The sequence below is a fragment of the Actinophytocola sp. genome (assembly GCF_035942955.1).
GTDB lineage: Bacteria > Actinomycetota > Actinomycetes > Mycobacteriales > Pseudonocardiaceae > DASYTH01.
In genome coordinates this window covers 1-26,502 of the sequence record NZ_DASZCQ010000205.1, presented here as the reverse complement: position 1 = coordinate 26,502, position 26,502 = coordinate 1, and the positions used below count along the sequence as shown (strand labels likewise).

Here is a 26,502-nt window from a genome sequence, read left to right as displayed (position 1 = left end):
GGTCGGCTGCGCGGACGTGGCCTGCCTGCGCGCCAAGCCGGCGCGCGACCTGCTCGCGCAGTGGCCGGGCGGCGGCCCCGTCGTCGGCGGGCGCGAGCTGCCGCTGCAGCCGCCCGACGCGTTGCGGACGGACCGCTTCCACCACGTGCCGCTGCTGCTCGGCAACACCCTCGACGAGATGCGGCTGTTCGTCAGCCTGCAGTTCGACGCCGTCGGGCGGCCGGTCACGCCGGAGCAGTACGAGCAGATCCTGCGGGCCAGCTACGGCGCCGACGCCGACCGCGTGCTGCAGCGGTACCCGCTGGCGAGCTACCCGTCGCCGACGATCGCGCTGTCCACCGTGCAGACCGACTCCGGCACCCCCCTGTCCACATGCGAGCATCTGACGAGCTACCGGCTGGCGTCCGCCCGGCCGCGGCCGGTGCCGGTGTTCGGCTACCAGTTCGTGGACCGGACCGCGCCACCGCTGGTCGACGTGCCGAACTTCGACGAGGGCGCCGAGCACGCCGTCGAGCTCAACTTCCTGTTCCCGAACCTGTTCGGCCGGCCGCTGACCCCGGAGCAGCAGGCGCTGTCTGCGGCCATGGTGCGCTACTGGACCAACTTCGCCCGCGACGGCGACCCCAACGGGCGGGGTGTGCCGGCCTGGCACCGGTTCCGCTCCCCGGACGACGTGCTCGCGCTTGGCCTCGGCCCGAACGGGATCAGGCCGATCGACATCGCCGCGGCGAGCAACTGCGCCTTCTGGGAGGCACTCGCCCGCTAGCTCGCATATGGACACCGGCAATTCCGCCGATGCGTGGATCGCGCCGTGCTCGCCACGATGGCTGCTGTCCGTTCCAGGACAGCAAGCCCTGCAAAGGAGTACGACGACGTGCATCTCCCACGCATCACATCCCTGCTGGCCGGGTTCGCCCTCGCGGTCGCGCTGACCGGTACGGCGCTGGCGTCCCCGGCCGTCGCCGCCGACAACCCGTTCCAGCGCGGCCCGGACCCGACCAGCACCAGCATCGCGGCGTCCCGCGGGACGTTCGCGGTCACCCAGTCCACCATCTCGTCCCTGGTGCCCGGCTTCGGCGGCGGCATCATCTACTACCCGACCAGCACCAGCGAGGGCACGTTCGGCGCGGTCGCGATCTCGCCGGGGTTCACCGCCCGCTGGTCGAGCCTGTCGTGGCTGGGCCCGCGGCTGGCCTCGTTCGGCTTCGTGGTGGTCGGCATCGAGACCAACTCGGTGTTCGACCAGCCCGACTCCAGGGGCGCGCAGCTGCTTGCGGCGCTGGACTGGGCGGTGAACAGCAGCCCGGCGGCCAGCCGGATCGACCGCAACCGGCTCGCCGTTGCCGGCCACTCCATGGGCGGCGGCGGCTCGCTGGCCGCGGCCAACGCCCGGCCGTCGCTGCAGGCCGCGATCCCGTTGGCGCCGTGGCACACCACGAAGAGCTGGCCCGGAATCCGGGTCCCGACGCTGATCATCGGCGGTGAGTCCGACACCGTCGCTCCGGTGGCGACGCACTCCGAGCCGTTCTATGTCAGCATGTTCAGCGCGCCGGAGAAGGCCTACCTCGAGCTGAACAACGCCAGCCACTTCTTCCCGCAGACGGCGAACGTGCCGCAGGCCAGCATGATGATCTCCTGGCTGAAGGCGTTCGTGGACAACGACACCCGGTATCTCCAGTTCCTCTGCCCGGGACCGACCGGCTCGGTGTCGACCGAGGAGTACCGCAACACCTGCCCGCTCACGGTGTAATCCCGACCCGTCCACAGGCAAGCCGGTGGCGATCGCGCACTGCGGTCGCCACCGGTCGTTGTGCACTATTGCCATTCCCCGTGCGTAATCGGGCGGCGACACTGGGCGACATGAGCGCGACGATGCGCGGACGGGAACGGGAGCTCGCCACCCTGCACGGCGCGCTCGAGTCGGCCAGGAGCGGGCGGGGCGCGTCGCTGATCGTGCTGGGGGAGCCGGGAATGGGCCGGACCACGCTGCTGGACGCGGTGGCGGCCAGGGACTTCCGGGTGCTGGAGACCTGTGGCGTCGAGTCGGAGGCCGACCTGCCCGGCGCCGGGCTGCACCGGCTGCTCACGCCGGTCGTCGACCTGGTTCCCGGGCTGCCGCCCGCGCACGCGGAGGCGCTGCGGCCGGTGGCGGACGGGACCGGGCCCGCCGCGGACCGGCTCGGGCTGTTCGTCGCCGTGCACCGGTTGCTCGGCGAGCTGGCCGGCGCCGGGCCCGTGCTCTGCCGCGCGGACGACGTGCACCGCATGGACCGGATCTCCGTGGCGGCGCTGACCTTCGCGGCGCGGCGGCTGGCCGGTGCGCCGATCCTCGTCGTGCTCACCGCCGACGCGCCCGACGATCTGCTTGCCGGAATACCGGTGTTGCGGCTCGACGCGCTGGATCCCGTTGCCAGCCGGCAGGTTCTCGCCGACCAGATCCCGCATGGGCTGCCGGAGGATCTCGCCGATGACCTGGTCGAGCTGGCCGCGGGCAATCCGTTGGCGCTCATCGAGCTCGCGGCGGCGCTGACCGCCGAGCAGCTGTCCGGCGAGGCGCCGGGGCCGGAGTCGCTGCCGCCGGGCAGCCGGCTGCGGGCCGAGCTGCGCGGCCGGTTCCGGCGCCTGTCCGTCGAAGCGCGTCGACTGGTGATGCTGGCCGTCGTCGACGACCGGCTGGACACCGGAACCGTGGTGCGCGCGGCGGCCGAGGCCGGCGTCGACCTCGCCGCGCTCGACGAGGCCACGTCGGCCGGCCTGGTCCGGCTCGACGGTGAGCGGGTCGAGCTGCCGACCCCGCTGGTGCGATCCACCCTGTACGCCGAGGCGTCGCTGGCGCAGCGGCGGGCCGCGCACGCCCTGCTGACCCGGGTGCTCGATCCGGAGCGGGAGCCGCTGCGCTGGACCTGGCAGCGGGTCGCGATGGCCACCGAGCCGCCGCACCGCATGGCCGACCAGCTCGACGCCGCCGCCGGCGCGGCCAGACAGACCGGGGACTACCTGGCGTCGTCCCGCGCGTACCACCGGGCCGCCGCGCTGACCACGCAGCCGGAGGCCAAGGCGCTGCGCCTGATCGCCGCGGCGACCGACTACTCGCTTGCCGGTCGGGTCCGGCCGGCAAGGGCCCTGCTGCGCGAGGCCCGGCCGCTGGCGAGCTCCCGGGACGTGCGCGGCCTCGTCGACCTGCTGCACGGCGAGATCGAGCTGCGCGACGGGCCGCCGATGCTGGCCAAGGCCGCGCTGCTCAGCGCCGCGACCGAGCTGGCAGGCGCGCACCGCACCCTGGCCGTCAGCGCGCTCATGCTGGCCGCGGAGGCCAGCTGCCTTGCCGGCAACTACCAGCACTACGTCGAGGTGGCGGACCGGGCCGCCGGCCTGCGCCGTCCCGACGAGCCGCCGGCCACCCGCCTCATGTTCGACCACCTCGCCGGCATGGCGGCCACCTACGCCGGCCGGCACGCCGAGGCCGTCGAACCGCTTCGACGGGTGGTCCACTCCGCGGAGTCCGCCGGCGATCCGATGCCGGCGATCTGGGCGAGCGAGGCGGCCTACACCCTCGGCGACGCCGTGCTGGCCCAGGAGCTGGCCACCCGCGCCGTCGGCGCCGCCCGCGCCCAGCGCTTCGCCGTCCTGCTGCCGTGGGCCTGCGTCTACCTGTCGATGTCCGCGCTACTGCACGACCGGCACATCACCGCGATGTCCAGCTCCCTGGAGGGCATCCGCGTCGGCCGCGCCCTCGGCCAGGAGAACAGCGTGATCAGCCACCTGACCATCCTCGCGCTCCTCGCCGCCCTGCTCGGCGACCGGGAGACCACGCTGTTCCGCATGCAGGCCGCCGCCCCCGGCGCCCGCCAGCGCGGCCTCGGCCGGCCAAGCGCCCTCAGCTCCTGGGCCGTCGCCTGCGCCGACCTGGCCAATGACCGCCCCGCCGACGCCATGGACCGCCTGCGCCTGCTCGCCGCCGGCACCGGCTACATGCACCCCGCCATCCGCGCCATGGCCGCCCCGCACTTCGTCGAGGCCGCCGTCCGCTGCGGCGAGCACGCCAAGGCCGCCCAGGCCCTGGAAACCTTCGACAGCTGGGCCACCGCCACCGGCAGCACCCCGCGCCTGGCCCAGTCCCATCGCTGCCACGCCCTGCTCGCCGGGGACTCCGCCGCGGCCGAGGAACACTTCCGCGAAGCCATCCGCCTCCACCGCTCCGCCAACGCCGCCCTGGAACTAGCCAAAACCGAGCTCTTCTACGCCCACCAACTCCGCCGCTCCCGCCAACCCCGCGCCGCCCGCGACCACCTCCGCGACGCGCTCAAAATCTTCCAGCAGTACGAAGCCGACCTCTGGGCCGAACGCACCCGCACCGAACTCCGCGCCGCCGGCGAATCCGTCCCCCGCATCCTCCCCCGCACCAAGACCGCCCTCACCCCCCAACAGGAGCAGATCGCCCACCTGGTCGCCGAGGGCGCCACCAACCGCGAAATCGCCGCCCAACTGGTCGTCAGCCCCCGAACCGTCGACCACCACCTCAGAAACATCTTCGCCAAACTGGGCATCCGCTCCCGAGTCGAACTAGCGGCCCTGTTCAGATAACCCCCAAGCCGGGCCCGCTGCCCCTACCACATCCCCCGAGACCATCCCCATATCCCGCTCCGATAACGCCCACCTGTCCACACCCACCCACCCGTCCATACCCCGCCCGAAGTTGATCTCCCCACCCGTCCCCGCTGGTAGACTGGCTGCGGGGTCGCCCCCCGTGGAGCGGTGGGGGATGGGTTGGACGCGGAGATCAACTGCCGAGTGATCACCTGTGGGCCGGCGAAGGCCGGGGTGCCGGTCGGATGCCCCGCGCAGCCGAGCCCCTGCTGGCCCGGGCGCGTCACACACCTACGCGGTGGCGTGTTCGGCGTTGGTGCAGTCGTGTGACGCGTTCCCGGAGCCGACTTCGCCGGAGCTCTGCCGGGCGGGATGTTGTGCTGTGGGCCGCTACTCGATGATCGGCTGCCATTCGCGTAGGGCGGCGATGGTCACGCCCGGTGTGGAGTAGTACGGGTCGGTGGCCATGATCTCGTCGAGTCCGGCTCGATCCGTGCGGAAGATCAGGAGCGCGCCGGAGTCGTCGGACCAGGGGCCGGCCATCACCAGGCGCCCGTCGGCGTGTAGCTCGGCCAGGCGCTGCCGGTGGGCAGGGCGGGCCGCCAGCCGTTCCGGGGCGTCGGTGAAGGCGAGCTCGAGGACGATCATGCTGGCACGGTAGCCGGCCTCAGGTATCCGGCAGGCCGGGGGTGAGCGTGTCGGGTTGCTCGGGGCAGCGGGGCCGCCGAAGCTGGCCGGGTGCTGGAAGCGACGCTGTGGGGGCTCCTCGGTGGCTCGTCGTTGGTGCTGGGCGGGGTGTTGGGGTTGTTCACCCGGTGGTCGCCGCGGGCCATCGCGCTGGTGATGGCGTTCGGGTCGGGGGTGTTGTTCAGCTCGGTGGCGTTCGATCTGGTTGCCGAGTCGTGGGTGGACGACGGCGGGTGGGTGACCGGGACGGCGCTGGCGGCGGGGGCGGCGGTGTTCTTCGGGTGTGATCTGTGGGTCAGCCGGACCGGTGTGCCGCGGCGGCGGCGGGCGACGGCCGATCACGGGGGCGCGGCGGCGATGGTGATCGTGGTGGGGGCGGCGCTGGACGGTATTCCGGAGTCGGCTGCGATCGGGGCAACCCTGCTCGACCCGGCGGGGATCAGCGCGGCGTTCGTGCTGGCGGTGTTTCTCAGCAATATTCCGGAGTCGCTGTCCTCGTCGGTGGGGCTGCGGCGGGCCGGGCACGGGCGGCGGGCGATCGTGTTGCTGTGGGCGGGGATCGCGGTGCTGTCGGCGCTGGCGGCCGGGGTCGGCTACCTGGCGATCACGGGGATGCCGCACGGGCTGGTGGGGGCCATCAAGGGGTTCGCCGCCGGTGCGGTGCTCACGATGATTGCGAGCACGATGCTGCCCGAGGCGCACGAGCGGGGCGGACCGCCCACCGCGCTGGTGACCACGGCGGGCTTCCTGGTCGCGCTGATCGTCGGCGGACCGGGGTGAGCAGCCGCCCGCCGAGACCGGCGAGCCAGGCGGCGCCGATGCCGACCACGAGGGCGACGGCGACGATCACCAGGGGCGGGAGGTGTCCCGACAGGGCCGGGAAGACGGCGTAGTGGGTCAGGTAGATGTACAGCGAGGCGTTGGCGATCTGGGCGATGGTGCCGGCCATCGGTTTGGGCGCGGACAGCCGCGGCACGAACAGCAGCAGGACGAGCCCGGCGAGGACGACGCCCTCGCGGATCGGGTCCTCGAAGTGGTCGGGGAGCAGCACGACGCCCATGGTGACGACGAAGGCCTGCTGGATGGGCGCCGTGGCCCGGTGGGCGAGCCAGCCGAGGACGAGGAACCACAGCACGCTGTGCGTGCTCATGTCGCGCTCGTTGAACGCCGTGGCGGGGTCGTCCGGCACCCGGAACAGCAGCGCGACCAGCAGTGCCGAGGCCGCGAACGCGAAGCGGTGCCGGCGCTCGAAGCGGCGCACGGCGGGGATCGCGAACAGCAGGCTCAGCAGGAGCAGGGCGCCGACGAGGGCCTCGATGAACCAGTAGCCGGCCGTGCCGAGGGTCAGGTAGTTGTTGATGAGCAGGACGTTGGTGAGGCCGACGTCCTCGGTGACCGCCGCGCGGAAGGTGAGCCACAGCATGGCCGGCACCGCGATCCGCGTGCCGCTGCGCAGGATCCGGCCGGTCACCCCATCGTCTACACCGGACAGTCCAAATCGGGCGAAGCTGTAGCCGGCGACGACCAGCAGCAGGTGGGCGCCGCCGTAGATGGAGAACAGCTCGACGTGCGTGCACACGATCAGGATGATCGCCAGCGCGCGCAGGACGATGTTGGTCTCCATCGCCCGGAACGGGCCGCGCTGGCGCCGGAGCCGTTCGAGCCGGGCGACGGGCAGGTTCGGCCAGCCGTCCGGCACGAACCCGAGCGCCTTGTCCAGCTCGATCGACATGCGCACGTACGACAGCGAGTCGCCGCCGAGGCTGACGAACGTCGCGTCGTCGGGGATGTCGTCGCGGTGCAGGACCCGCGCGAACGCCGCCCGGACCGTGCGCCGCCCCGCCGGCCGCGCCGGATCCGCCGTGCCCAACCGTTCGATGGCCGGATGGTCCATCTTGCCGGTCGGCAGCCGGGGCAGCGCGGCCACCGGCACGACCCGCACTCGTCCGGCCGGCAGCCCGCATCGCGCCGAGACCATGGACCGGATCCGGTCCGGGTCGCGCGGCCGGACCGCGGCCACGATCAGCGCGTCATCGGTGCCCGCGCACGCCGCGGTCACGCCGGCCGACTCGAGTGCGCGCTCCACCTGCGCCAGGTCGATGCGCAGCCCGAACAGCTTGAGGAAGCGGCTCTTGCGGCCCACGATCTCGTACAGCCCGTCCGGCGCCCGGCGCGCGATGTCTCCTGTGGACAGTTCAGCGACGGTCCGGCCGAGGGCCAGGTCGGCCGGGCGCTCGGCGTAGCCGAGCATCACGTTGGGGCCGCGGTAGATCAGCTCACCGTCCGGCGCAAGGGAGAACGAGCCGTCCGGGATCGGGACGCCGATGGCCGCCGGGCGGGACGCCGCGAGCTCCGGCGGCAGGTACGCCATCCGCGCGGTCGCCTCGGTCTGCCCGTACATGACGAAGAACCGCCACCCGCGGGCGCGGCCGAGCTCGGCGTACCGCCGGACCCGGCCGGGGTCGAGCCGGCCGCCGGCCTGGGTGACGTACCGCAGGCTCGGCAGCTCCATCCGGTCGAAGCCGACCGTGTCGAGCAGCTCGAAGGTGTACGGCACGCCGTGCAGGCTGGTCGCCCGGTGCCGCCGCACGGTGTCCCAGAACCGGTTGTCCACAACGGACTCATGGGTCAGCACGACGGCCGCGCCGCGCAGCAGGTTGCTGTTGACGACCGAAAGGCCGTAGCAGTAGTGCACGGGCAGCGACGCGATCGCCCGATCGGTGTCTCGTATATCCAAATAGGACGCGATGGACGCGGCGTTGGCCTGCAGGTTGTCCGCCGACAGCCGGACCAGCTTGGGCGAACCGGTCGACCCCGAGGTGGACAGCAGCACCGCGAGCTCGGGATGCAGCGTGTGCGCCGTGCCCGGCCGCCGCCGGTCGAGGTCCCAGCCCGCGCCGTGCGGCCGCAGCACCACATCCGGGTCATACCTGGAGATCACCGACTCGTCGGCCGCGAGCAGCACCGGATGCCCGCCCTGCAACGCCGCCAGGTAGGTCACCAGCGGCTCGACGTCATTGGTGGCGGTGACGTGCACGAGCCGCCGCTCGGCGCCCAGCCGCGCCGCGACATCCGACACTCGGTCGGCCAACTCCCGATAGGTCAACGAGGTGCCGTCCGGGGCCACCACCGCGAGCCGGTCGCCGTGCAGCCACAGATCGCGCGCGAACGGCACGCCGACGGCTTCGAGCGCCTGACTCATTCCATCACGCTCCGGGGAAGAACAGCGCCGGACCGCGCACGGTCAGCGTGACGTCGTCGCCCGGCCGCGCCGGCACCGGCCCCTGCACCCGCGAGCGCACCGCACCGCCGCCGGCCAGGCGCAGCAGCACGGTGGCGTCGTGGCCGTGGAACAGCACGTCCGTCACGGTCGCGGCGATCCCGGAGCCGCCGTTGAGGTGGATCTGCTCGGGACGCACCAGAACCGTGCCGCTGCCCCGCCCGTTGGCCGGCAGCCGGCCGAGCGGCGTGTCCACGATGCCGTCGCGGCACGAGCCCGGGAAGGTGACCGCCTCCCCGACGAACAGCGCCACGCCGAGATCCGCCGGTGTGCCGTAGACCTGTTGCGGGGTACCGAGTTGCGCGACGACGCCGTCGCGCAGCACGGCGACGAGATCGGCGACGCCGAGCGCCTCCTCCTGGTCGTGTGTGACCAGCAGCGCGGTCGCCCCGGTGGCCCGCAGCACGGCGCGCACGTCGGCGCGCAGCGCGTCGCGCAGGCCCGCGTCCAGCGACGAGAACGGCTCGTCCAGCAGCACCATCGCCGGGCCCGGCGCGAGCGCCCTGGCCAGCGACACCCGCTGCTGCTGGCCGCCGGACAGCTCCGCGGGCATGCGCCTGCCGAACCCGGCCAACCCGACCAGCTCGAGCAGCTCGTCCACCCGCCCGTTGCGCCGCTGCTCCCGCGACAGTCCAAACGCGACGTTGCCGGCCACGCTCAGGTGTGGGAACAGCGCGCCCTCCTGCGGCACGATGCCGATCCCGCGACGCTCCGGCTGCACGTGCACGCCGTCGCCGGCCAGCACCCGGCCGTCGAGCTCGATCCGCCCCTCCCACAACGGATGCAGGCCGGCGATCACCCGCAGCAGCGTGGTCTTGCCGCATCCCGACGGGCCGAGCACGGCGGCCAGCCCGCCGTCCGGCACCGCGAGGTCGAGGCCGCGCAGCACCGGATCGGCCCCGTAGCCCGCGACCATCCCTTTCACCGTCAGCCCGGTCATGGCAGCCCTCTCGTATGCAGGAAGCGATCCAGCAGCAGCGCCGGGAGCGCGGCGACCACCAGCAGCACCGCGGCGTACGGCGCGGCGGCGGCGAACGCGGCACCTTCGGTCTTGCTCCACAGCTCGGTGGCCAGAGTGTCCACTTCGGTCGGTCGCAGCAGCAGCGTGGCCGGCAACTCCTTGGCACAGGTCAGGAACACCAGCGCGGCGCCGGCCACGATGCTCGGCGCGGCCAGCGGCAGCGTGACCAGCAGCTGGGTTGCGGCCCGGCCTTTGCCCAGCGAGCGGGACACGTCCTCGAGCACCGGCGGCGCGTTGGACACCCCGGTGCGCACGGCGCCGACGGCCAGCGGCAGGAACAGCACCGCGTAGGCGAAGGCCAGCATCGGCGTGGTCTGGTAGAGCGCCGGGGCCAGCCGGATCCCGAAGAACACCAGGGCAAGCCCGATCGTGATGCCCGGCAGCGCGTGCCCGGCGAAGCTGGCCAGCTCCACGCCGCGGACCACCGGGCCGCGGTGGCGCGCGGCCAGGATGCCGATCGGAATGGCCATCAGCACGGTCAGCAGGGCGCCGAGCGCGGACACCGTGACCGTGCCCGTGGCCGCCGACACCAGCCCGGCCATGTCGATCCCGGCCGAGCTGCCGATCACCAGCCAGCGCACCAGGCTGTACACCGGCACGCCCAGCGAGACGGTGATCAGCCCCAGCACCCCGAGCACCGCCGGGATCCGGGCCCGGCGCAGCGGAACCACCGCCGCCGTCCTGGGGGCCCCGCGCGACGACCGCACGGCCGCCGCCCCGCGGGCCCGCCGCTCGCCGATGGTCAGCGCGATGGCCAGCACGACGAGCACGCAACCGAGGATCGCCGCGGGCGTGCGGTCGAACGTGGCCCGGTAGCTGGTGTAGATGCCCATGGTGAACGCCTCGTAGCGCATCAGCGACACCGCGCCGAAGTCGCTGAGCACGTAGAGCGCGACCAGCAGCCCGCCCGCGGTGGCCGCCGGCCGAACCTGCCGCAGGGTCACCACGAGGAAGGTCTGCCAGCTCGTCTTGCCAAGCGAGCGGGCGACCTCCTCGACACCCGGGTCGGCCGCGCGCAGCGCCGCGGCCACCGGCAGCAGCACGTACGGGAACGACACCAGGGTCAGCACCAGGAACGCCCCGCTGAACCCGGCCAGCACCGGCCACTCCGCGATCCAGGTGAAACCGGACACGTACGACGGAACCGCGAGCGGCAGCACGAGAAGCACCGCGACCGGGCGCCGGGCCGGCAGATCGCTGCGGACCACCAGCCAGGCGGCGAGCACGCCGAGCACCAGGCAGGCGGCCGTGACCGCGCCGGCCAGCGCCAGGCTGCGCGCGGCCAGCTCGACCGTGCGGTCGCGCCACAGCACCCGCCACACCGTGCCCGCGCCGTGCTCGAAGGAGCGCACCGCAAGGTAGCCCAGCGGGATCAGCGCGGCCGCCGCCGACAGCACCGCGGCGACGGTCAATGCGGGAGCCCGGCGAGGGACTCCCGTTTCCCTTCGGCCCGCGGGTTCCTGCGTCAGCGTGGTCAGGACAGTCCCACCTCCTGCAGCATCGCCAGCGTCTGCTGCAGCGACGACAGCTTGGACAGGTCGATGTCCGGCCCGTGGATCTCGTCGAGCGGCGGCAGCTTGTGCTTGGTGGTGGTGATCCCCTTGACGACCGGGTACTCCGCGGTCTGGTCGGCGAAGTATCGCTGGCCCTGCTCGGACAGCATGAACCGGACCGCCTTGAGCGCCGCGTCGGCGCGGTCGCTGCCGTTGACGATCCCGACCCCGGCCACGTTCACCAGGCCGAGCGGGTCGTTGCCGGGCACGAAGTGCAGCCTGGCCTTGACCTGGTCCGCGCCCTCCTCGGTCACCTTGGCGTACCAGTAGTAGTGGTTGATCAGTCCGAGCGCGAGCTGACCCTTGTTGACCGCGTCCAGGATCGCGATGTTGTTCTCGAACCGCTTGGGCTCGTTCGCGGCGAACTTGGTCAGCCAGTCCCGGGCGCCGTCCTCGCCACGCAGCACCCGCACCGAGGTGACGAACGCCTGCCAGGAGCCGTTGGTGGGGGCGTAGCCGATCTTCCCGCGCCACTTGGGATCCACCACTGCGTCCAAATTGGACGGAAGGTCGGAGTCGCGCACCTGGGCCGGGTCGTACGCGACCACCCTGGCGCGCGCCGAGGTCGCCACCCAGGTGCCGTCGTCGGCCCGGTACTTGTCGGCGACCAGGTTGAGCACATCGGCGGGAAGCTGGGCCAGCCGGCCCTCGTCGGACAGCGCGCCCAGCGCCCCGGCATCCTGGGAGAAGAACAGGTCGACCCGGGACCGGTCGCCCTCCTCGAGGATCTGCGCCGCCAGCTCCGCGCTGCTGCCGTAGCGCACCTCGACGTCCTGCCCGGTCGCCTCCCTGAGCTGATCGAGCAGCCCGCCGACGAGCTGCTCGGTGCGCCCGGAGTAGACGACCAGCGCGTCCGACCCGCTGCCGTCCCCGTTACCGCAGGCCACCGCGGTGGGTGCGAGTAGGGTCAGCAGCAACGCGACGGCGCCCACGCGGCGGCGAGAGAGCACAGCTCCTCCTAGGCTAGCCTTACCTCTTCAGAAGGTAAGGCTAGCCTTATGGTTGGTTCAAGGCCGCACGGCCATCCCCCGACCACCGAGGGCCCACGGGTCTAGGCTCGCCCGTGTGCGGCTCGAGTCGGGGTCTTTGTTGCCGGCGGCATCCTGGTCACCAAACGTTTGCACGACGCCGTGCCGTCCACGGTCCGCACCGGGGTGGCGTCGGGCGTGAGCGCCCTGTCCTGGATGGCGTTCCTGCCGTTCGCCCTGGTGTTCGGCGTGGTCAGCCGGGATCACGGGGTGCGCGACGCCGGCTGGATGCTGGTCGCGGTCACCGTCCTGGCCGGGCTGCTGCTGATCAAGGTGGCCCTTGTCGGCCGCCGCCGGCCCGCCCGACCCGTCGAGGTCGTCGCCCTGCCCGAGCCGTCCCCGGCGCTGGCGGCCTGATCGGCCCGGCGGGCAGCCGGACGAGGGTCGCGCCGACCAGGACGTGCTCAAGGATCTCCCCGTCGCCGAGCTGGCCGAGGCCGTCCGCCTGGCCCACTGTGGGGTCGCCCAACTCGACGCCGCGTCCGCCCGGCACGTGGCCGCCGCGCTGGCCGGCCATTCGGCCTCACCCGGGTCGGCCGAGGTGTTTGACCCCGCGCGAGAACCGACGTGCCGCGTCTGATCGCCGCCGGCTCCACCAACCGCGAGATCGCCGCCGGGCTGTTGCTGTCCGAGGGCACCGTCAAGAACCACATCTCGCGCATTCTGAGCCGGCTCGGCCCGCGCGACCGCACCCAGGCCGCCATCTACGCCCGCGAGCACGGCCTGATCCGACCATTTTGCAAGACGGTTCTTACGGAATGGCAACGGTCCGGTGGAAAGGTTGACGGAACAGTTCTTCACTCCTGTGAGTGATGCAAACGTGATGACCTGGAGATATGAGTCCAACGGCGGGCACCGCGGCGCCGCCGTCCGGCAGGTGGCGCGCGATGGGAACGATTGCAGCAGATCTCGTCGGGTTGTGGCTGGTCAGCACGGCCTTGGTAGCCCCGCTGCGATCGAGGATCCGCCGTAGTAGGGTCCTGTTGCTCTGGACGTCCGATCGTCCATCGTGGCATGCTTTTGCGAACTCACCCGGATAGATGGCGTTATGCGAGATGGTGCTCCCCATCGAGGCTCCGAACGACAAGAGCGCGCCCGCGTTCAACATCGCGCGCATTCGTGACTACTGGCTCGGCGGCGTGCACCATGCCGAGTTGGATCGCAAGTACGCCGACCACATTATGGTCTGCGCGCCGCAGGTGCCGTATCTCGTGCGCGAGCAGCGGGCCATGGTGCGGCGGATGGTCCGGTACCTGGTGCAGTGCGGCGTGCGCCAGTTCCTGGACCTCGGATCCGGTGTGCCCACGATGGGCTACGTGCACGAGGTCGCGCAGGCCGCCGATCCGCAGTCGCGGGTGCTGTATGTGGACATCGATCCGCACCTCGTGCGTGACGGCCAGGAGTTGTTGCGCGACAACGAGAACGCGGACTATCTGGAGGCGGACATCCGCCGGGTGGACGACGTTCTCGGCGCGCCGCGGCTGCGCGAGCTGCTCGACCTGAGCCGGCCGGTCGCGGTCCTGATGATCGAGACCCTGCTGCACATCCCGGACACCGAGGAGCCGGCCGCCATGGTGGCCGGTTATGTGGATGCCTTGTGCTCGGGCAGTTATCTCGGCATCTCGCACTTCAGCGCGACCACCGAGCTGATGAACGGCTTCATGCTGTTCGCCCAGATGTTCGGCGTGCCGCCGGTGGTCACGCTGCGGGAGCCGGAGCAGGTCGCGGAGTTCTTCACCGGGCTCGAGCTCGTCCCGCCCGGCCTCGTTCCGCTGCCGCTGTGGCGCCCCGATCCCGGCGACGACCCCCAGCGCAACGCCGACCGGGTGCGCGTTCCCACCGGCCTGGCCCGCAAACCCGGTGTCTAACAGGTCGCTCCCGCGAGGCCGAACCCACCGACCCACCCCGCGACCTCGCGTCCGCCGCTGATCAGGCCACCAGCGGGAGCGCGGTGAGGACCACCTCGCCGATCACCACCAGCGTCGTGCCACGGCGCCGCACCGCCCCGTTGGGCAGCGTACTTTGGCTCAACAGAGCCACACTGGTGATCAGGAAGGCGGCATGGGCGGCGATCCCGGGGATCACCCACGCGAACCCGAGCGTGCGGGCCAGGCCCAAGGCGAGCAGCACCAGCCCGGCCAGCATGATCAGGCAGGCCAGCCCGAGCGCCCTGGCCGCGCCGTGCCGGACCGCCGGTGTGCCGACGCCGGCGACCGTGTCGGCGGCGCGGTCCGGCACCGACCACCACGCGGTGCGCCCGATCGCCAGCACGGTGAGCCCGGCGAAGACCGGCCACACCGGCCAGACGGACCCGTCCGCGGCCACGGCGCAGTAGGCGAGCAGGAACGGCATTCCGACCAGTCCGAGGCCGAACGCGGGCGGGCCGGCGAACCCGCGCCGCTTGAGGCGGACCGGTTCGACGTTGTACGCGAGGTGCAGCACGGCCGCGGCCACCGCGAGGCCCGGCACGATCCACCGGCCGGTCAGCAGCGCCACCGCGCAGGCGCAGGCCAGCCCGGCGCCCGCCTCCGCGCCGGCGAGGCCGAGCGTGCGGCCGCGGCCGAGCCGCAGCACCGCGCCCGCCAGGTCGCCCTTGTCCGCGTCGAGCTCGTCGGTGCGCACGTCGGCCGCGGCGTTGAGCGCGAGCGCGGCGAGGATCAGCAACGCGTTCGCCGCGACCGCGAGGACCGCCGGCGCCAACGGCGCGGCCCGTCCCGCCGCGTAGCCGGCGCCCCAGCCGGCGTAGCACAGATACGTGAGCGCAAGCGGGTATTCGAGCCGGTGAATGACGAACAGGTCGCGCCACGCTAGTCCCGGCACGATCGCACGCTCATCCGCAGCCGCGGGTCGGGCGCCATGGCGTGGCCCCGCAACCGGGGGACGGCGGCCCGGGGATTGACGCAGTGCCAGTCGACCCGGCGCAGCACGGCCGCGGTGATCATCCGGATCTCCAGCTGGGCGAGCTGGCTGCCGAGGCAGTACCGGCTGCCGCCGCCGAACGGGAAATAGTGTTGCGGCGGCAGGCGATCACCGAGGAACCGGTGCGGGTCGAACCGGCCGGGGTCCGGGAACCGGCCCGGATCGCGGTGCGCAAGGTAGATGCTCGGGGTCAGGGTCGTGCCCGCGGGCAGCGGCCGGCCGAGCAGCTCGGCGTCGCCGGTCAGCTCGCGGTTCTCGGCGACGGTCACCGGGGGCGCCAGCCGCAGCGCCTCGGCGATCACGGCCTGCAGCAACGGAACCCGCGCCGCCGTCGAGCCGTCGGTCCCGGCAAGCTCGGCGGCGACCTCCTGCCGGATCCGCGGCTCGCGGTCCAACCAGTACAGCGTCCAGGCCGCCGCCGCGGCCGTGGTCTCGTGCCCGGCGAACAGCAGGGACACGATCGCGTCACGTAGCTCGGCGTCGTCGATGCCGCGCAGCGGGCCGTCTCCGGCCAGCAGCAGCGCGGCGAGCGTGGCCGGCCAACTGTCCACGGTGGATCGTGCGGTCCGCACCAGCCGCTCGTCCAGCTCGACGCCCGACGCGGGCAGGCCGCCGGCCAGGTAGCGGTAGGCGAGCGTGCGGTGCCGCGCACCGAGGGCCCGCTCGATCCAGCGGGTGAACGCCGCGTTGAGCGCGTCGTCGGACCGGCCGAGCACGATTCGTGCCATGACCCCCAGGGTCAGCCGCCTGGTCCACGCCGGCAGCGCGATCTGCCCGCCGGGAACCAGGGTGTCGATCGCGGAGTGCACCGCCTCGGCGATGATCCCGCGGTACGCGGCCAACCGGCGGCCGCGCAGCGGCGGCCCGAGCACCTGACGGTAGGCGGCGTGCCGGGAACCGTCGGCCCACAGCAGGGATCGCCGGCCGAACAGCGGGGTGAGGCTGCGGCTGCCGGGATGGCGCATCCGCTGGTCCGACCGGAAGATCCAGTCGATCGCCGCGGGATGCCACACCAGGACCTTCGGCGCCGGCCGGGTGCGCAGGTCGAGCACACCGCAAGGGGCACCGGCGTGCGCGTCCAGAAACCGCAGCGTGCCAAGGGACATGCGGAGCTCGCGCCGGTTCATCTGGCCGTGCGCACCCGGTCCGGATCCGCGCGCAGGCCGCCGCGTGGCCGGGGGATCCGGGCGGCGACGCGCGGGTTGGCAAGGGCAAGGCGCAGCGCGACGAGCGTCTCCGCCCGCACGATCCGGCCCGGGGTGTAGAGATCCTTGTCGTGCCACAGCGGCGGATGCTCCGCGCCGGCGTTCGGGCGGCGCAGAAACCCGCAGCCGCGCGCGACCGCTCGCAGCAGCGCGTCCGTCGGCCGGGTCCGGCCGCGCATCAGGATCTGCACGGCATAGGCCGTCTCCTCGTCGGTGCCGGCCCAGCGGCCCCAGGATCCGTCCGGGCGCTGCGTGTCGAGCACCCACCGCACCGCCCGGCGCACGGCGCCCGCCGCCGCGGCCCCGCCGTACTCGGCGAGCGCGATCGCGCAGCACGCGGTCGCGTAGTAGGGAGAGGCGTGCCACTTGTCCCGCCAGCTCCCGTCGGGACGCTGGCCGTCGCACAGCCAGCCGATGAGCAGGCCGATCGCGTCCAGGTAGCGGTCGCGCTGCGGCAGATCGGGCCCCAGGTTCGCGCCGAACGCTTGCAGCACATGGGCGTTCGCGGTCGTCGACGGTGTGCGCTCGGCGGGATAGCACATGAAGTACCGGTCGTTCTGGTACTCCCACAGGCAGTCCGGGCGGCGCGGGCTGCCGAGCAGGGCCAGCGCGTACAGGGCGGTGGCCGTGTCGTCGACGTCGGGCGGCAGGCCCGGCCCGCCGGCCACCCCGTGCTCGCCGAACGCGGCGTGCAGGCTGCGCACCAGGCCGTTGTGCCGCGGAACGGTCAGGCCGGCGCCGCGCAGCGACGCCAGCACCCAGGCCCGCTCGAACACCGCAAGCGGCGCGGCCACCGGCACCGGTCCGCCGCGCCGCCGCTGCACGGCATCGAGATAGCGAACGCAGCGGTGCCGGCCGGCGCGCACGGCCCGGTCCCCGAGCCAGGTCGCGGTGGCGGCGGGGGAGCAGCCCACGCAGCCCCGCTCCGGCTCGACGAACGGCGCGCCCTCGGCCGCGTCGCCGAGCACCTCCAGCGAGTGCACCAGCTTGGTGGGCAGCGGCTGGCCCGCGCGCACCATGGCGCGCAACCGGTCGAGCAGCTCGACGTTGGCGCCGTGCGGCGGGAGCAGCCGCGGGCCGCCGTGCCAGCGACCCAGCCCGGTGATCGGCTCGGCGTCCAGCCGGTCGAGCTGCGCATTGATCTCGGCGATCAGCCCGGGCACCACGATCTCCACCGCGACCGTGTCCGGTAGTTGCGGCGGATCGCCGGTATTCAACCGGTCGAACAACCAGCGCAAGCCCCGGTCGACCGTTTTCACAACGTCGTGATAATTGCCGCGGTCCGGCAATTTTCGGAGCGCGTTGAGCAATGCCTCGGTCGCGCTCAGTGTCGGCACGATGCCGTAGCCGGCGGGTCCGCCCCAGCCGCCGTCCGGTCGCTGGCGGTTCAGCAGAAATCTCAGTCGCGCCTGGTGACCGCGCAACGACGGCGCCCGAGTGACCAGCCGTCCGGTTTCATAAACCGATGGCGAGAACTCACCATGATGATCGGAGTACATTTCCCCCAGCAGCGACGGGACACTGTTGGTGGTTTTCGCAACCCAATTATTGCGCACCGCCACGAAACGTAAGGTAACATTGCGGGGCGCTCGCGGGGCTAACTACTACCCAATCGGAGTACATTCGCCCGATTGGCTCTTACGCATGCGCAGAAACGTGCTAGGCGGGAAGCAATGCGACATTGCTTCCCGCCCAGCCCGCACCCCCGGTCAGTTGACGTACTCGGGCACCAGCTCCTCCGGGTCCTCCTGCGGGTCGGCGGCCGGGGCCGGCGACCGCAGCAGGGCGACGGCGGTCGCAAGTGCGACGGCCACGAGCCCGGCGCCGATCAGGTAGGCCAGGTGGAATCCGGAGTTCAGCGCCTCGGCGGTCGGCGCGCCGGCGCCGCTGAGGCTCCCGGTGCGCTCGGCCGCCAGCGTGGCCAGCACGGCCAGCCCGATCGCGCCACCGATCTGCGCGCTGGTGTTGACCAGACCCGACGCCAGGCCCGAATCCTCCGGCGTGGCGCCGGACATGGCCAGCGTCATCAGGGCCGGGAAGCCGAGCCCGACTCCGGTGCCGATCAGGATCATGGCCGGCAGCACGTCGGTGACGAAGGTGCCGTCCACCGGGGTCCTTGCGAACAGCAGCAGGCCGGCGCCGATCAGGACCAGGCTGGGCAGCAGCGTCGCCCGTGCCCCGTAGCGCATGGTCAGCGGGCCGGAGACGCGCAGCGACAGGTAACCCATGACGATCGTGGTCGGCAGGAACGCCAGGCCCACCTCGAGGGCGTCATAGCCCAGGATCTGCTGCAGGTACAGCGCGCCGAGGAAGAACATGCCGAACATGCCGGCCACCAGCAGGGCCTGGATCACGTTGGCGCCCACCACGTTGCGGGAGCCGAACAGCCGCAGCGGCATCAGCGGGTTGCGGATGCGGGCCTGCCGGACCACGAACCCGGCCACCAGCCCGACGGACACCGCGCCGAGGCCGATCGTGTGCAGCGAGCCCCAGCCCTGCTTCTCCACCGCAAGGATCGTGTACACCGCGAGCATCAGGCCGGCGGTCAGCACGGCCGCGCCGGGCAGGTCGGCCCCGTTGCGGAAGCCGATCCCCTTGTCGTTGTCCACCAGGCGCACGGCGGCCAGCGCGGTCGCGACGCCGACCGGCAGGTTGATCAGGAAGATCCAGTGCCAGTTGATCGCCGCGGTCAGCGCGCCTCCGGCCAGCAGCCCGATCGATCCGCCCGCGGACGCCACGAACCCGTAGACGCCGATGGCCTTGGCCTGCTCCTTGGGCTCGGGGAACATCGTGACGATCATGCCGAGGATCACGGCCGAGGTCAGCGCGCCGCCGACCCCCTGCACGAAGCGGGCCGCGACCAGGATGAACTGGGTCTGCGCCACCGCGCACAGCAGCGACGCGACGGTGAAGATGGTCAACCCGACCAGGAAGATCCGGCGCCGGCCGATCAGATCGCCGAGCCGGCCGGCCAGCAGCAGCAGGCCGCCGAACGCGATCAGGTAGGCGTTGACCACCCAGGCCAGGTTGTTCTGGGAGAAGCCGAGATCATGCTGGATGGACGGCAGCGCGACGTTCACGATCGTCACGTCCAGGACGATCATCAACATGCCCACGCAGAGCACGTACAGCGCCATCCAGCGCGATCGGTCCGTTCTGGGCGTGGCGGTCATGGGGATCCCTCCTTGGGTCATCTGTTGTCCCGTCGTTCACAGCTACGTCGGATCGGGTTGGTCCACATCGACATCCGGGCGACAACTTTTTGACGATCCGTCCGCCGGAAACTCATCGGTCCGGATCGACCGAGGTCAGCCGGGTGACGTCGGGCCACCGCTCGGCCCTTGCGTGCTCGGGTCATCCTGGCCGGCCACCCGCTCGAGGATCCGGTGCTCAGCCCGCTGACCACCGATCTGGCCGGCCTGCCGCCGATGCTCATCCAGGTGGGCACCGGCGACCCGTTCCGGATCGACTCGCACAAGCTGGCCGATCATGCCCGCGCGTGCGGGGTGGACGCCCGGCTGGAGCTCTACCCGGTGGCCACCCACGCGTTCCACATCTTCTGGTCGTTCCTTCCCGAGGCGGCCGACGCGCTCAAGCAGGCCGGGGCGTTCGTCCGCCTTCTCCTCAGTCCCGCCGGCCGGTCAGCAGCGCAGCGGTGACGGTGGCCAGGCGCTGCCCCTGGAAGCGGGCCGCGGCAAGGGTTTCCTCGGTCGGCTCGCCCCGGCTGGACGGGTGGGAGGTGCCGTACGGGTTGCCGCCGGCGGCGTACACGGTCGCGTCGAGGTAGCCGGGCGGCACGATGATCGAACCCCAGTGGTACAGGACGTTGTAGAGCGCGAGCATGGTGGACTCGTTGCCGCCGTGCGCATTGAAGGCGCTGGTGAACGCGGTCGCGGTCTTGCCGGTGGTGAGGCCGGCCTGCCAGAGCTGCCCCGTGGTGTCGATGAACTGCTTGAGCTGCGCGGCGATGTTGCCGTACCGGGTCGGGCTGCCGAACGCGTAGCCGTCCGCCCAGATCAGGTCGTCGTGGGTGGCGAGGTCGACGTGGCCGGTGGCCTCGACGTGGGCGCGCCAGTCCGGGTTCGAGTCGATGGCCGAGTCGGGCGCCAGCTCGGCGACCCGGCGCAGGCGCACCTCGGCGCCGGTCTTCTCGGCGCCCTCGGCGACGGCTTCGGCGAGCCGGTGCACGTTTCCGGTGGCGGAGTAGTAGACGACGGCGATCTTGGCGATCACGCGGCCTCCTCGCTTAATCGGAGAGTTCTCCGGTTTGGCTCCTGCCCGTGAGGCTAACTGGAGGTTTCTCCGCTTTCACGGCTGGTCCACAATATGAGCACCATGAGCACGCGCCGGATTCCGTTGCCGCTCGCCGGCCAGGAGCCGGTCGAGCGGGCCGATGCCGCCCGCAACCGGCGCAAGATCCTCGAGGCGGCCACCCGGCTGGTCGAGGCGAACGGCGCCGGCTCGATCTCCCTCGACGAGGTGGCCAGGGCCGCGTGCGTCGGCGTCGGCACGGTGTACCGCCGCTTCGGCGACCGCGCCGGCCTGGTCGGCGCCCTTGTCGACGAGCGGGAGAAGCAGTTCCAGCTGGCGTTCATCGACGGTCCGCCCCCGCTCGGACCGGGGGCCCCGCCCGCCGAGCGGCTGCGTGCGTTTCTGCACGGCCTGCTCGACCACCTTTCCGAGCAGGTGGATCTGTTCCTGCTCAGGGAGAAGAGCGCGCCCACCGCCCGCTACGGCTCCGGCCCGTTCCGGCTGTGGCACCACCACCTGGTGATGCTGATCGGCCAGATCCGCCCGGAGGCCGACGCGCACTACCTGGCCGACGCCCTGCTCGCCCCGCTCACCCCGAGCCTGCTCGACCACCAGCGCCGGGTCTCCGGCTTCACGACCGAGCGGATCAAGGCCGGGTTGGATCAGCTGATCGGCTGGTCCCGGCTGACCGGCGGGTAAGCTCCCGGCGATCGGCTCGTGCCATCCACGGGGCCTTGTCGATGTCGCCCTCGACGCGCAGCTGCTGCCAGATCTCGTTGAGCGCCCGTCGCTCCAGCGCGCGGTGTCTGTCCTGCCGGTGGTTGGCGGATATCGTCAGCTGTGCCCCGATGAAGCCGCCGAAGGTGAATGCCAGGCCGCCTACCAGCAGCAGGAGCAGCAGGAAAGGATCACCGTTCATTCTTACGCACCCCTTCGAGATGACGTGGGAAGGGGGAGCGCTCCCGGCATCAAGGATGGGCGATGACGGCGGCCGGGCGCACTGCCGGCGCCGGGGATCGCCGCCCGTTCGAAAGTCCGGCCCGCGACGAGGGCAAACGCCGCAACGGCGACGGTTCGGTCCCCGGTCGTGGGTAGCGTGACCGACGCCGCGCCTCGTACTCTGAGATCGCGTTCACCCAGCGGCTCAGGGCGGTGACGGCACGTGACACGGCGCGAGGGGACGGGGCGCAACACCGCGGGCAGCAAGCCCGAGCGTGACCGGCTTCGCCGCACCATGCGGGAGCAGGGCTTCACGACCGAGCAGATCGCCATGGCCATGCTGTCGAAGTGGCACTACCGGCCCCGGCAAGCCTGGCGGTACGCCAACGACCTGACCCAGGACGAGGTGGCCCAGCGCTACAACCAGCTCATCGACGATCCCGGCGCCCCCATGTCGAGCAAGCGCATCGCCGACTACGAGGCCTGGCCGTTCGGCGGCGCCAAACCCACCCTGACCGTGCTACGCAACCTGGCGACCGTTTTTGGTACCGTCGAATGGAAACTCGTCGACTTCGACGACCTCGACTGGTTGAACAGCCATGAACGCGCCGCGCTCAAGCCACCGGGCGAGGACGAGCCCGCCGGCGAGGCGCGGTCGACGCAGCGCGGGCAGCCGTCCGGGATCCATCCCGTCACCCGCCCATCGCTGGTGCTCGCCACGAATCGGACGCTGAACGCCGAACCGCACGCACCGCGGCGGGACAGACCGTGGGCCCTGTCCGACATCGTCATGGCCGCGGCCCACCAGTCACGCGAGCACGCCGAAGGAGCGCAAGGACACATCATGCCTGCGACCACGCTTGAAGAGCTCACCGCCGAGGTCGAACGGCTCACAAGGGAACGGCTCCATGCCGACCCGCTCGTCATCTTCGCCGACACGGTGCAGCTGCGGGATGAGATCTACCGGTTCCTGGAACAGCGGCAGTACCCGGACCAGACCAGGCACCTGTACTACTTGGCGTCGGTCACCTGCTGTTTGCTCGCAAACTCGAGTGACGCGTTCGGATTTCCCCGAGCCTCCGTGGAGCAGGCAAGGGCGGCGTGGGCCTACGCGGAAATCATCGGCCACAACTCGTTGCGGCTGTTCGCCAAGGTCATGCAGGCCGCCGTCGCCTTCCGGGACAACCGGCCGCAACGGGCCCTCGACCTGGCTCGTTCGGCGACCCGATGGGCCACCGAGCCCATCGCCCAGGCGTATCTCTACAGCGCGATAGCGAGATATTCGGGGCGAGCTCTGCGCCCGGACGAGTCACGAGCCGCGGTCCGGACGGCCCTCGACGCGTTCGACTCCGCCACCGGAGACAGCGAGCTGTTCGACCACCTCGGTGGCATGTTCGGTTATCCACGGGCCAAGCTCCTGTACGAATCGAACACCGCATACCTTCAGCTCGGCGACCTCGGTCCCGCTCAGGAGGCCATCAACGAAGCAATTCAGCTGTACGAGGGCATGCCGGTGGAAAGCCGGGCGTTCGATCGTGAAGCCGCGGCAAGGATCGGCGTCGGACACACTCGGCTTCTTGCCGGCGAGGCCGAGGGTGCCGAGGAGGCGCTGCGGCTCGTGTTCACCCTCCCCCCTCCGCGCCGGCTCAAATGGGTGGTTTCCCGCATGCACGACTTCGGTGCCGCGCTGGCGAGCCACGGCGCCGCCACCTCGGCCCTCGGACGGCAGCTGGGACAGGCCATCGAGGAGTTCACCGAGACGAATGCTTCCAGCAGCGCCCCCAATCCCTATGGATAGAGTCGGAAAATCAGCTATGACGGACAATGATCAGGACGCCGCCACCCCGACGATCGAGAACCTGCTGCAGGAGATTGATCCGGTCGAGTCGATGCGTGTTCAGACCAGGGCTGACGGGGCCAACGAGGGCGGAACCGGGAGCAGTGGCGTGGGGTCCAGGGGTTTGAAGCCGCAACCGGGCTCGAGCTGACGGACACGTCGTTGACGAGTCTTCGGTTGGCCGATCTGGTCTTTCCGCAGCCGGTAGACGAGTTTCGCCGGAACACCTATGGGAAAACGTGGGCGCTCTACGAGGGCGACGAGAGCCGCTTTCACGGCGTGGCCGGCTGGGAGACCCTCAACGCGATCTTGGCAAGCGTCCGGTTCGAGACTCCCCGGTTCAGGTTGGCGCGCGGCGGCGAGCTGATTCCGGTCGAGACCTACACGGAGCTGATCGATCGGCGCGGCGGCCCGCCGTACCGGAGAATCGTTGCCGGCCGGCTGCTCGAAGAGCTGAGAAAGGGAGCGTCCCTGACGGTCGACCGCGCGGATCACGCCGACGACGCCGTCCGACGGCTCACCGCCGCGCTGGAGGCTGAGCTCAGGGCCGAGGTGTTCGCCAACATCTTCGCCAGTTGGCTGCCGATCCCGGCGTTCAACGTGCACTGGGACGACCAGGACGTCTTCGCCGTGCAGCTGTCCGGTCGGAAGCACTGGCGAATATTCGGGCCCACGCGGCAGTGGCCCCTGGTACGCGACTCCGCCGAGAACCAACGGCCGGCGGGCCCACCGGTCGCCGAGTTCGATGTGACGGCCGGTGACGTCCTGTACCTGCCGCACGGATGGTGGCACTCGGTCAGCGCGGTCGGGGAACCGTCGTTGCACCTCACCATCGGTGTCATCCCCGACAGTGGCATCGACTTCATGAGATGGCTCGTCGACCGGGCGACGGCGAACGAGCTCATCCGGCAACGCCTGCCGAGGTTCGCCGGCGAGGACGAGCGACGGGCGTACCTGGCCGCGGTGCGCGACTACTGGAATCAGGCCCTGACGTCGACCGACGTGCTCGAGCAGTTCTTCACCTATGCCGACGGGACGAGCCACAGCCTGCCGCGGTTCGACCTGCCGGACATCCTGAGCAGCAACACCGTGCTCGACAGGAAGAAGGCTCGGGTGCTCCTCCTCGCCACCAGGGCAACGGTGGACCGTACCGGCGACGGTTTCGTCCTGACGGGGCTCGGTCGCCGGTGGTCCTTCCCGCCGGTCGCCAAGCCGGTCATCGATGCCGTTCTGTCCCACGACGGGGTCACGGTCGGGGAGGTCGTCGACTCGGGCGCGAAGTCCGATGTCAGCGAGGAGCAGGTTGCCGAGATCCTGTTCACCCTGTTGCGCGCCGGGGTGATCGTCCTCAGGTGACCGGACCACCACGCGGCCGCCGGCTCACCTTCCTGCCACTAGCCCTTCGTGGCGCCCGAGGCGAGGCCGCCGACGAGTTGCCGCTCGGCGACGGCGTACAGCGCCAGCGCCGGGACCATGGCGAGGACGACGTAGGCCAGGATCCGCGCGGTGTCGGTGCTGTACTGGCTGTTGAACTGGGACACCGCGACCGGGATCGTCCACTGGTCGGGGTCGTTGAAGACCACCAGCGGCAGCATGAAGTTGTTCCAGCTCGTCACGAGCGCGAGGACGGAGACCGTTGCCAGGGCGGGGCGGGCCATGGGGAGCAGGATGCGCCAGAAGAAGCCGTACACTCCGCAGCCGTCGAGGGTGGCCGCCTCCTCGAGCTCGGCCGGGATGGTCCGGAAGAACGCGCGCAGGATGATGATCGTCACCGGGAGCTGGAACGCCGCCTGGGGGAGGATCACGCCGAGGGGGTTGTTGAGCAGTTCGAGTTCGCGCAGCAGCACGAACAGCGGCAGAATCGCGACCGCGAACGGGAACATCAGCCCGACCGTGAACAGCGTGAACAGCGTCTCCCGGCCGCGGAAGGCGAACCGCGCGAACACGTAGCCGGCCATGGCGGACACGCCGACGCAGACCAGGGTCATAGCCAGCGCGATGTACGTGCTGTTCCACAGTGGACGCCAGAAGTTGATGGAGACCAGGATGTCGCCGTAGTTGGAGAAGATCCACGGCGACGGCAGGCCGAACGGGTTGTTCGACAGCTGCCCGTTGTCCTTGAACCCGCCGAGGATCCCGTACAGGATCGGCACCACGATGCCCAGACCGACGATGATGACGATCGCGTAGAGCACCACCTGCCGCAGCACGCCGGACACGCCGCCACGCCGGACCGGGCCGCTCGCGCGAACCCGCTGCGGCGCCCGGGACTCCCGCACCGTCGCCGTCATCGGTTGTCTCGCATTCCGGTGATCGCTCCCTCGATGTCGCGACGCATCACGAACCGCTGGTAGAACAGCGCGAACACGAAGCTGATCAGGAACATGACGACGCTGATCGCGGTGCCGTAGCCGACCTGCGTTCGCACGAACCCGAACTCGAACATCGTGACGGCCATCGTCTCCGACGCGTGGACCGGTCCGCCCCTGGTGAGCACCCAGACCATGTCGAAGAGCTGGATCGTGCCGATCACCGACAGGAAGATGCTGATCCGGATCGTCGGCCCGAGCAGCGGCAGGGTCACGTGCCGGAACGTCTGCCACGGGCCGGCGCCGTCGATCGTGGCCGCCTCGATCAGCTCGTTCGGGATGCTCTGCCGCGCCGCGATATAGAGGATCATGTGGAAGCCGAAGTACTTCCAGCTGATCACCAGGAACAGGGAGAACAGCACGACGTTGCGGTCGGCGAGCCAGTTCGTGGCCAGTGACTCCAGCCCGACAAGACCGAACAGGTGGTTGGCCAGCCCGCGGTTGGGCGAGAAGACCATCCGGAACAGCACGGCGGCGATCACTTCGGACAGCACGTACGGAGCGAAGAACAGCAACCGGAACACGGCCCGGCCGGGCAGCCTCTGGTTGAGCAGCAACGCGATGCCCAGCGCCAGCGGGAGCTGGATCCCCACCGACAGCACGATGAGGATCAGGCCGCGCCACAGGTCACCGAGGAACACCTCGTCGTCGAACAGCCGGGTGAAGTTGTCCAGCCCGATGAAGTTGGTCGGCAGGCCGCCGAGCCCGTTCCACCGGAAGAGGCTCGTGTACCCGGCCACGACGATCGGCGCCAGCACCAGCATGGTGAACAGCGCCAGGGCCGGCAGCAGGAACAGGATGATCGCCACCCAGTTGGTGGGGGGGC

At 71.3% G+C, this 26,502-nt stretch carries 24 protein-coding genes; 12 read left to right on the top strand and 12 right to left on the bottom strand.

Going from position 1 to position 26,502, the window contains the following annotated elements; translation table 11 throughout:
* From VGX25_RS20575 to VGX25_RS20565, 3 genes are all read left to right on the top strand, one after another.
* Positions 1-766 (top strand): carboxylesterase family protein (locus VGX25_RS20575; protein WP_326919474.1); only part of this gene is annotated, 766 nt, incomplete at its 5' end.
* A 108-nt stretch (positions 767-874) separates the two neighbouring features.
* Complete coding sequence (locus VGX25_RS20570) at positions 875-1,750, top strand: alpha/beta hydrolase (protein WP_326919473.1); 876 nt, start codon at positions 875-877, stop codon at positions 1,748-1,750.
* Positions 1,751-1,860: 110 nt separating this feature from the next.
* The gene (locus VGX25_RS20565; RefSeq protein WP_326919472.1) at positions 1,861-4,584 is read left to right on the top strand and encodes a LuxR C-terminal-related transcriptional regulator; all 2,724 of its coding nucleotides are present in this window, start codon (positions 1,861-1,863) and stop codon (positions 4,582-4,584) included.
* A 393-nt stretch (positions 4,585-4,977) separates the two neighbouring features.
* Here VGX25_RS20565 and VGX25_RS20560 read toward each other — a convergent pair whose 3' ends face one another.
* Positions 4,978-5,235 carry a YciI family protein gene (locus VGX25_RS20560; protein WP_326919471.1) on the bottom strand — a complete coding sequence of 86 codons (258 nt, stop codon included), beginning with the start codon at positions 5,233-5,235 and terminating at the stop codon, positions 4,978-4,980.
* A 90-nt stretch (positions 5,236-5,325) separates the two neighbouring features.
* On the opposite strand from VGX25_RS20560, the gene VGX25_RS20555 reads away from it, so the two are divergent.
* Positions 5,326-6,054 carry a ZIP family zinc transporter gene (locus VGX25_RS20555; RefSeq protein ID WP_326919470.1) on the top strand — a complete coding sequence of 243 codons (729 nt, stop codon included), beginning with the start codon at positions 5,326-5,328 and terminating at the stop codon, positions 6,052-6,054.
* On the opposite strand, the gene VGX25_RS20550 is transcribed toward VGX25_RS20555, so the two are convergent.
* The 4 genes from VGX25_RS20550 to VGX25_RS20535 form a co-directional block, all read right to left on the bottom strand.
* Positions 5,939-8,476, bottom strand: coding sequence for an AMP-binding protein (locus VGX25_RS20550; protein ID WP_326919469.1), 2,538 nt, complete (start codon positions 8,474-8,476; stop codon positions 5,939-5,941). The two genes, VGX25_RS20555 and VGX25_RS20550, sit on opposite strands and share 116 nt — an antisense overlap.
* Positions 8,477-8,480: 4 nt before the next feature.
* On the bottom strand, positions 8,481-9,494 hold the full coding sequence (locus VGX25_RS20545) for an ABC transporter ATP-binding protein (RefSeq protein ID WP_326919468.1): 1,014 nt from the start codon (positions 9,492-9,494) through the stop codon (positions 8,481-8,483).
* On the bottom strand, positions 9,491-10,987 hold the full coding sequence (locus tag VGX25_RS20540; RefSeq protein WP_326919467.1) for an iron ABC transporter permease: 1,497 nt from the start codon (positions 10,985-10,987) through the stop codon (positions 9,491-9,493). Before VGX25_RS20540 ends, VGX25_RS20545 begins: the two co-directional genes overlap by 4 nt.
* Positions 10,988-11,049: 62 nt before the next feature.
* A complete protein-coding gene (locus VGX25_RS20535; RefSeq protein ID WP_326919466.1) occupies positions 11,050-12,078 on the bottom strand; it encodes an iron ABC transporter substrate-binding protein in 1,029 nt (342 codons plus the stop codon).
* A gap of 168 nt (positions 12,079-12,246) precedes the next feature.
* Between VGX25_RS20535 and VGX25_RS20530 the strand changes: the two genes are divergently transcribed.
* The 4 genes from VGX25_RS20530 (at position 12,247) to VGX25_RS20515 (ending at position 14,024) form a co-directional block, all read left to right on the top strand.
* The gene (locus VGX25_RS20530; protein WP_326919465.1) at positions 12,247-12,513 is read left to right on the top strand and encodes a hypothetical protein; all 267 of its coding nucleotides are present in this window, start codon (positions 12,247-12,249) and stop codon (positions 12,511-12,513) included.
* Positions 12,514-12,556: 43 nt separating this feature from the next.
* Positions 12,557-12,736: a hypothetical protein gene (locus tag VGX25_RS20525; RefSeq protein ID WP_326919464.1), complete on the top strand. Its 180-nt coding sequence runs from the start codon at positions 12,557-12,559 to the stop codon at positions 12,734-12,736.
* Entirely contained in the window at positions 12,724-12,969 is a 246-nt protein-coding gene (locus tag VGX25_RS20520) for a response regulator transcription factor (protein WP_326919463.1), read from the top strand. The genes VGX25_RS20525 and VGX25_RS20520 overlap by 13 nt, the downstream gene beginning before the upstream one ends.
* Before the next feature lie 242 nt (positions 12,970-13,211).
* On the top strand, positions 13,212-14,024 hold the full coding sequence (locus VGX25_RS20515) for an SAM-dependent methyltransferase (RefSeq protein ID WP_326919462.1): 813 nt from the start codon (positions 13,212-13,214) through the stop codon (positions 14,022-14,024).
* A gap of 61 nt (positions 14,025-14,085) precedes the next feature.
* Here VGX25_RS20515 and VGX25_RS20510 read toward each other — a convergent pair whose 3' ends face one another.
* From VGX25_RS20510 to VGX25_RS20495, 4 genes are all read right to left on the bottom strand, one after another.
* A complete protein-coding gene (locus VGX25_RS20510) occupies positions 14,086-14,976 on the bottom strand; it encodes a UbiA family prenyltransferase (RefSeq protein WP_326919461.1) in 891 nt (296 codons plus the stop codon).
* Positions 14,964-16,202 carry a cytochrome P450 gene (locus VGX25_RS20505; RefSeq protein ID WP_326919460.1) on the bottom strand — a complete coding sequence of 413 codons (1,239 nt, stop codon included), beginning with the start codon at positions 16,200-16,202 and terminating at the stop codon, positions 14,964-14,966. The genes VGX25_RS20510 and VGX25_RS20505 overlap by 13 nt, the downstream gene beginning before the upstream one ends.
* On the bottom strand, positions 16,199-17,539 hold the full coding sequence (locus VGX25_RS20500) for a prenyltransferase (RefSeq protein ID WP_422652981.1): 1,341 nt from the start codon (positions 17,537-17,539) through the stop codon (positions 16,199-16,201). Before VGX25_RS20500 ends, VGX25_RS20505 begins: the two co-directional genes overlap by 4 nt.
* Before the next feature lie 450 nt (positions 17,540-17,989).
* Complete coding sequence (locus VGX25_RS20495) at positions 17,990-19,453, bottom strand: DHA2 family efflux MFS transporter permease subunit (protein ID WP_326919458.1); 1,464 nt, start codon at positions 19,451-19,453, stop codon at positions 17,990-17,992.
* A 168-nt stretch (positions 19,454-19,621) separates the two neighbouring features.
* On the opposite strand from VGX25_RS20495, the gene VGX25_RS20490 reads away from it, so the two are divergent.
* Positions 19,622-19,939, top strand: a complete 318-nt coding sequence (locus tag VGX25_RS20490; protein ID WP_326919457.1) for an alpha/beta hydrolase — start codon at positions 19,622-19,624, stop codon at positions 19,937-19,939.
* On the opposite strand, the gene wrbA is transcribed toward VGX25_RS20490, so the two are convergent.
* Entirely contained in the window at positions 19,905-20,513 is a 609-nt protein-coding gene (gene wrbA, locus VGX25_RS20485; protein WP_326919456.1) for an NAD(P)H:quinone oxidoreductase, read from the bottom strand. The genes VGX25_RS20490 and wrbA overlap by 35 nt on opposite strands.
* Positions 20,514-20,615: 102 nt before the next feature.
* Here wrbA and VGX25_RS20480 point away from each other — a divergent pair, with 102 nt between their 5' ends.
* The 3 genes from VGX25_RS20480 to VGX25_RS20470 all read left to right on the top strand — a co-directional run bounded on the left by VGX25_RS20480 (position 20,616) and on the right by VGX25_RS20470 (position 24,663).
* Complete coding sequence (locus VGX25_RS20480) at positions 20,616-21,230, top strand: TetR/AcrR family transcriptional regulator (protein ID WP_326919455.1); 615 nt, start codon at positions 20,616-20,618, stop codon at positions 21,228-21,230.
* Positions 21,231-21,693: 463 nt separating this feature from the next.
* Entirely contained in the window at positions 21,694-23,268 is a 1,575-nt protein-coding gene (locus VGX25_RS20475) for a hypothetical protein (protein ID WP_326919454.1), read from the top strand.
* A 216-nt stretch (positions 23,269-23,484) separates the two neighbouring features.
* A complete protein-coding gene (locus tag VGX25_RS20470; protein WP_326919453.1) occupies positions 23,485-24,663 on the top strand; it encodes a cupin domain-containing protein in 1,179 nt (392 codons plus the stop codon).
* A gap of 38 nt (positions 24,664-24,701) precedes the next feature.
* Here the strand turns inward: VGX25_RS20470 and VGX25_RS20465 are convergent, their stop codons facing one another.
* Entirely contained in the window at positions 24,702-25,598 is an 897-nt protein-coding gene (locus VGX25_RS20465) for a carbohydrate ABC transporter permease (protein ID WP_326919452.1), read from the bottom strand.
* On the bottom strand, positions 25,595-26,502 hold a 908-nt coding region (locus VGX25_RS20460; RefSeq protein WP_326919451.1), incomplete at its 5' end, for a sugar ABC transporter permease. The genes VGX25_RS20465 and VGX25_RS20460, both read right to left, overlap by 4 nt.

What these genes read in the sequence shown, in the direction of transcription:
- VGX25_RS20565 (WP_326919472.1), top strand. Translation starts at nt 1,861, where the DNA reads ATGAGCGCGACGATGCGCGGACGGGAACGGGAGCTCGCCACCCTGCAC.
- VGX25_RS20560 (WP_326919471.1), bottom strand. Translation starts at nt 5,235, where the DNA reads ATGATCGTCCTCGAGCTCGCCTTCACCGACGCCCCGGAACGGCTGGCG.
- VGX25_RS20550 (WP_326919469.1), bottom strand. Translation starts at nt 8,476, where the DNA reads ATGAGTCAGGCGCTCGAAGCCGTCGGCGTGCCGTTCGCGCGCGATCTG.
- VGX25_RS20545 (WP_326919468.1), bottom strand. Translation starts at nt 9,494, where the DNA reads ATGACCGGGCTGACGGTGAAAGGGATGGTCGCGGGCTACGGGGCCGAT.
- VGX25_RS20515 (WP_326919462.1), top strand. Translation starts at nt 13,212, where the DNA reads ATGGTGCTCCCCATCGAGGCTCCGAACGACAAGAGCGCGCCCGCGTTC.
- VGX25_RS20505 (WP_326919460.1), bottom strand. Translation starts at nt 16,202, where the DNA reads ATGAACCGGCGCGAGCTCCGCATGTCCCTTGGCACGCTGCGGTTTCTG.
- VGX25_RS20495 (WP_326919458.1), bottom strand. Translation starts at nt 19,453, where the DNA reads ATGACCGCCACGCCCAGAACGGACCGATCGCGCTGGATGGCGCTGTAC.
- VGX25_RS20480 (WP_326919455.1), top strand. Translation starts at nt 20,616, where the DNA reads ATGAGCACGCGCCGGATTCCGTTGCCGCTCGCCGGCCAGGAGCCGGTC.
- VGX25_RS20465 (WP_326919452.1), bottom strand. Translation starts at nt 25,598, where the DNA reads ATGACGGCGACGGTGCGGGAGTCCCGGGCGCCGCAGCGGGTTCGCGCG.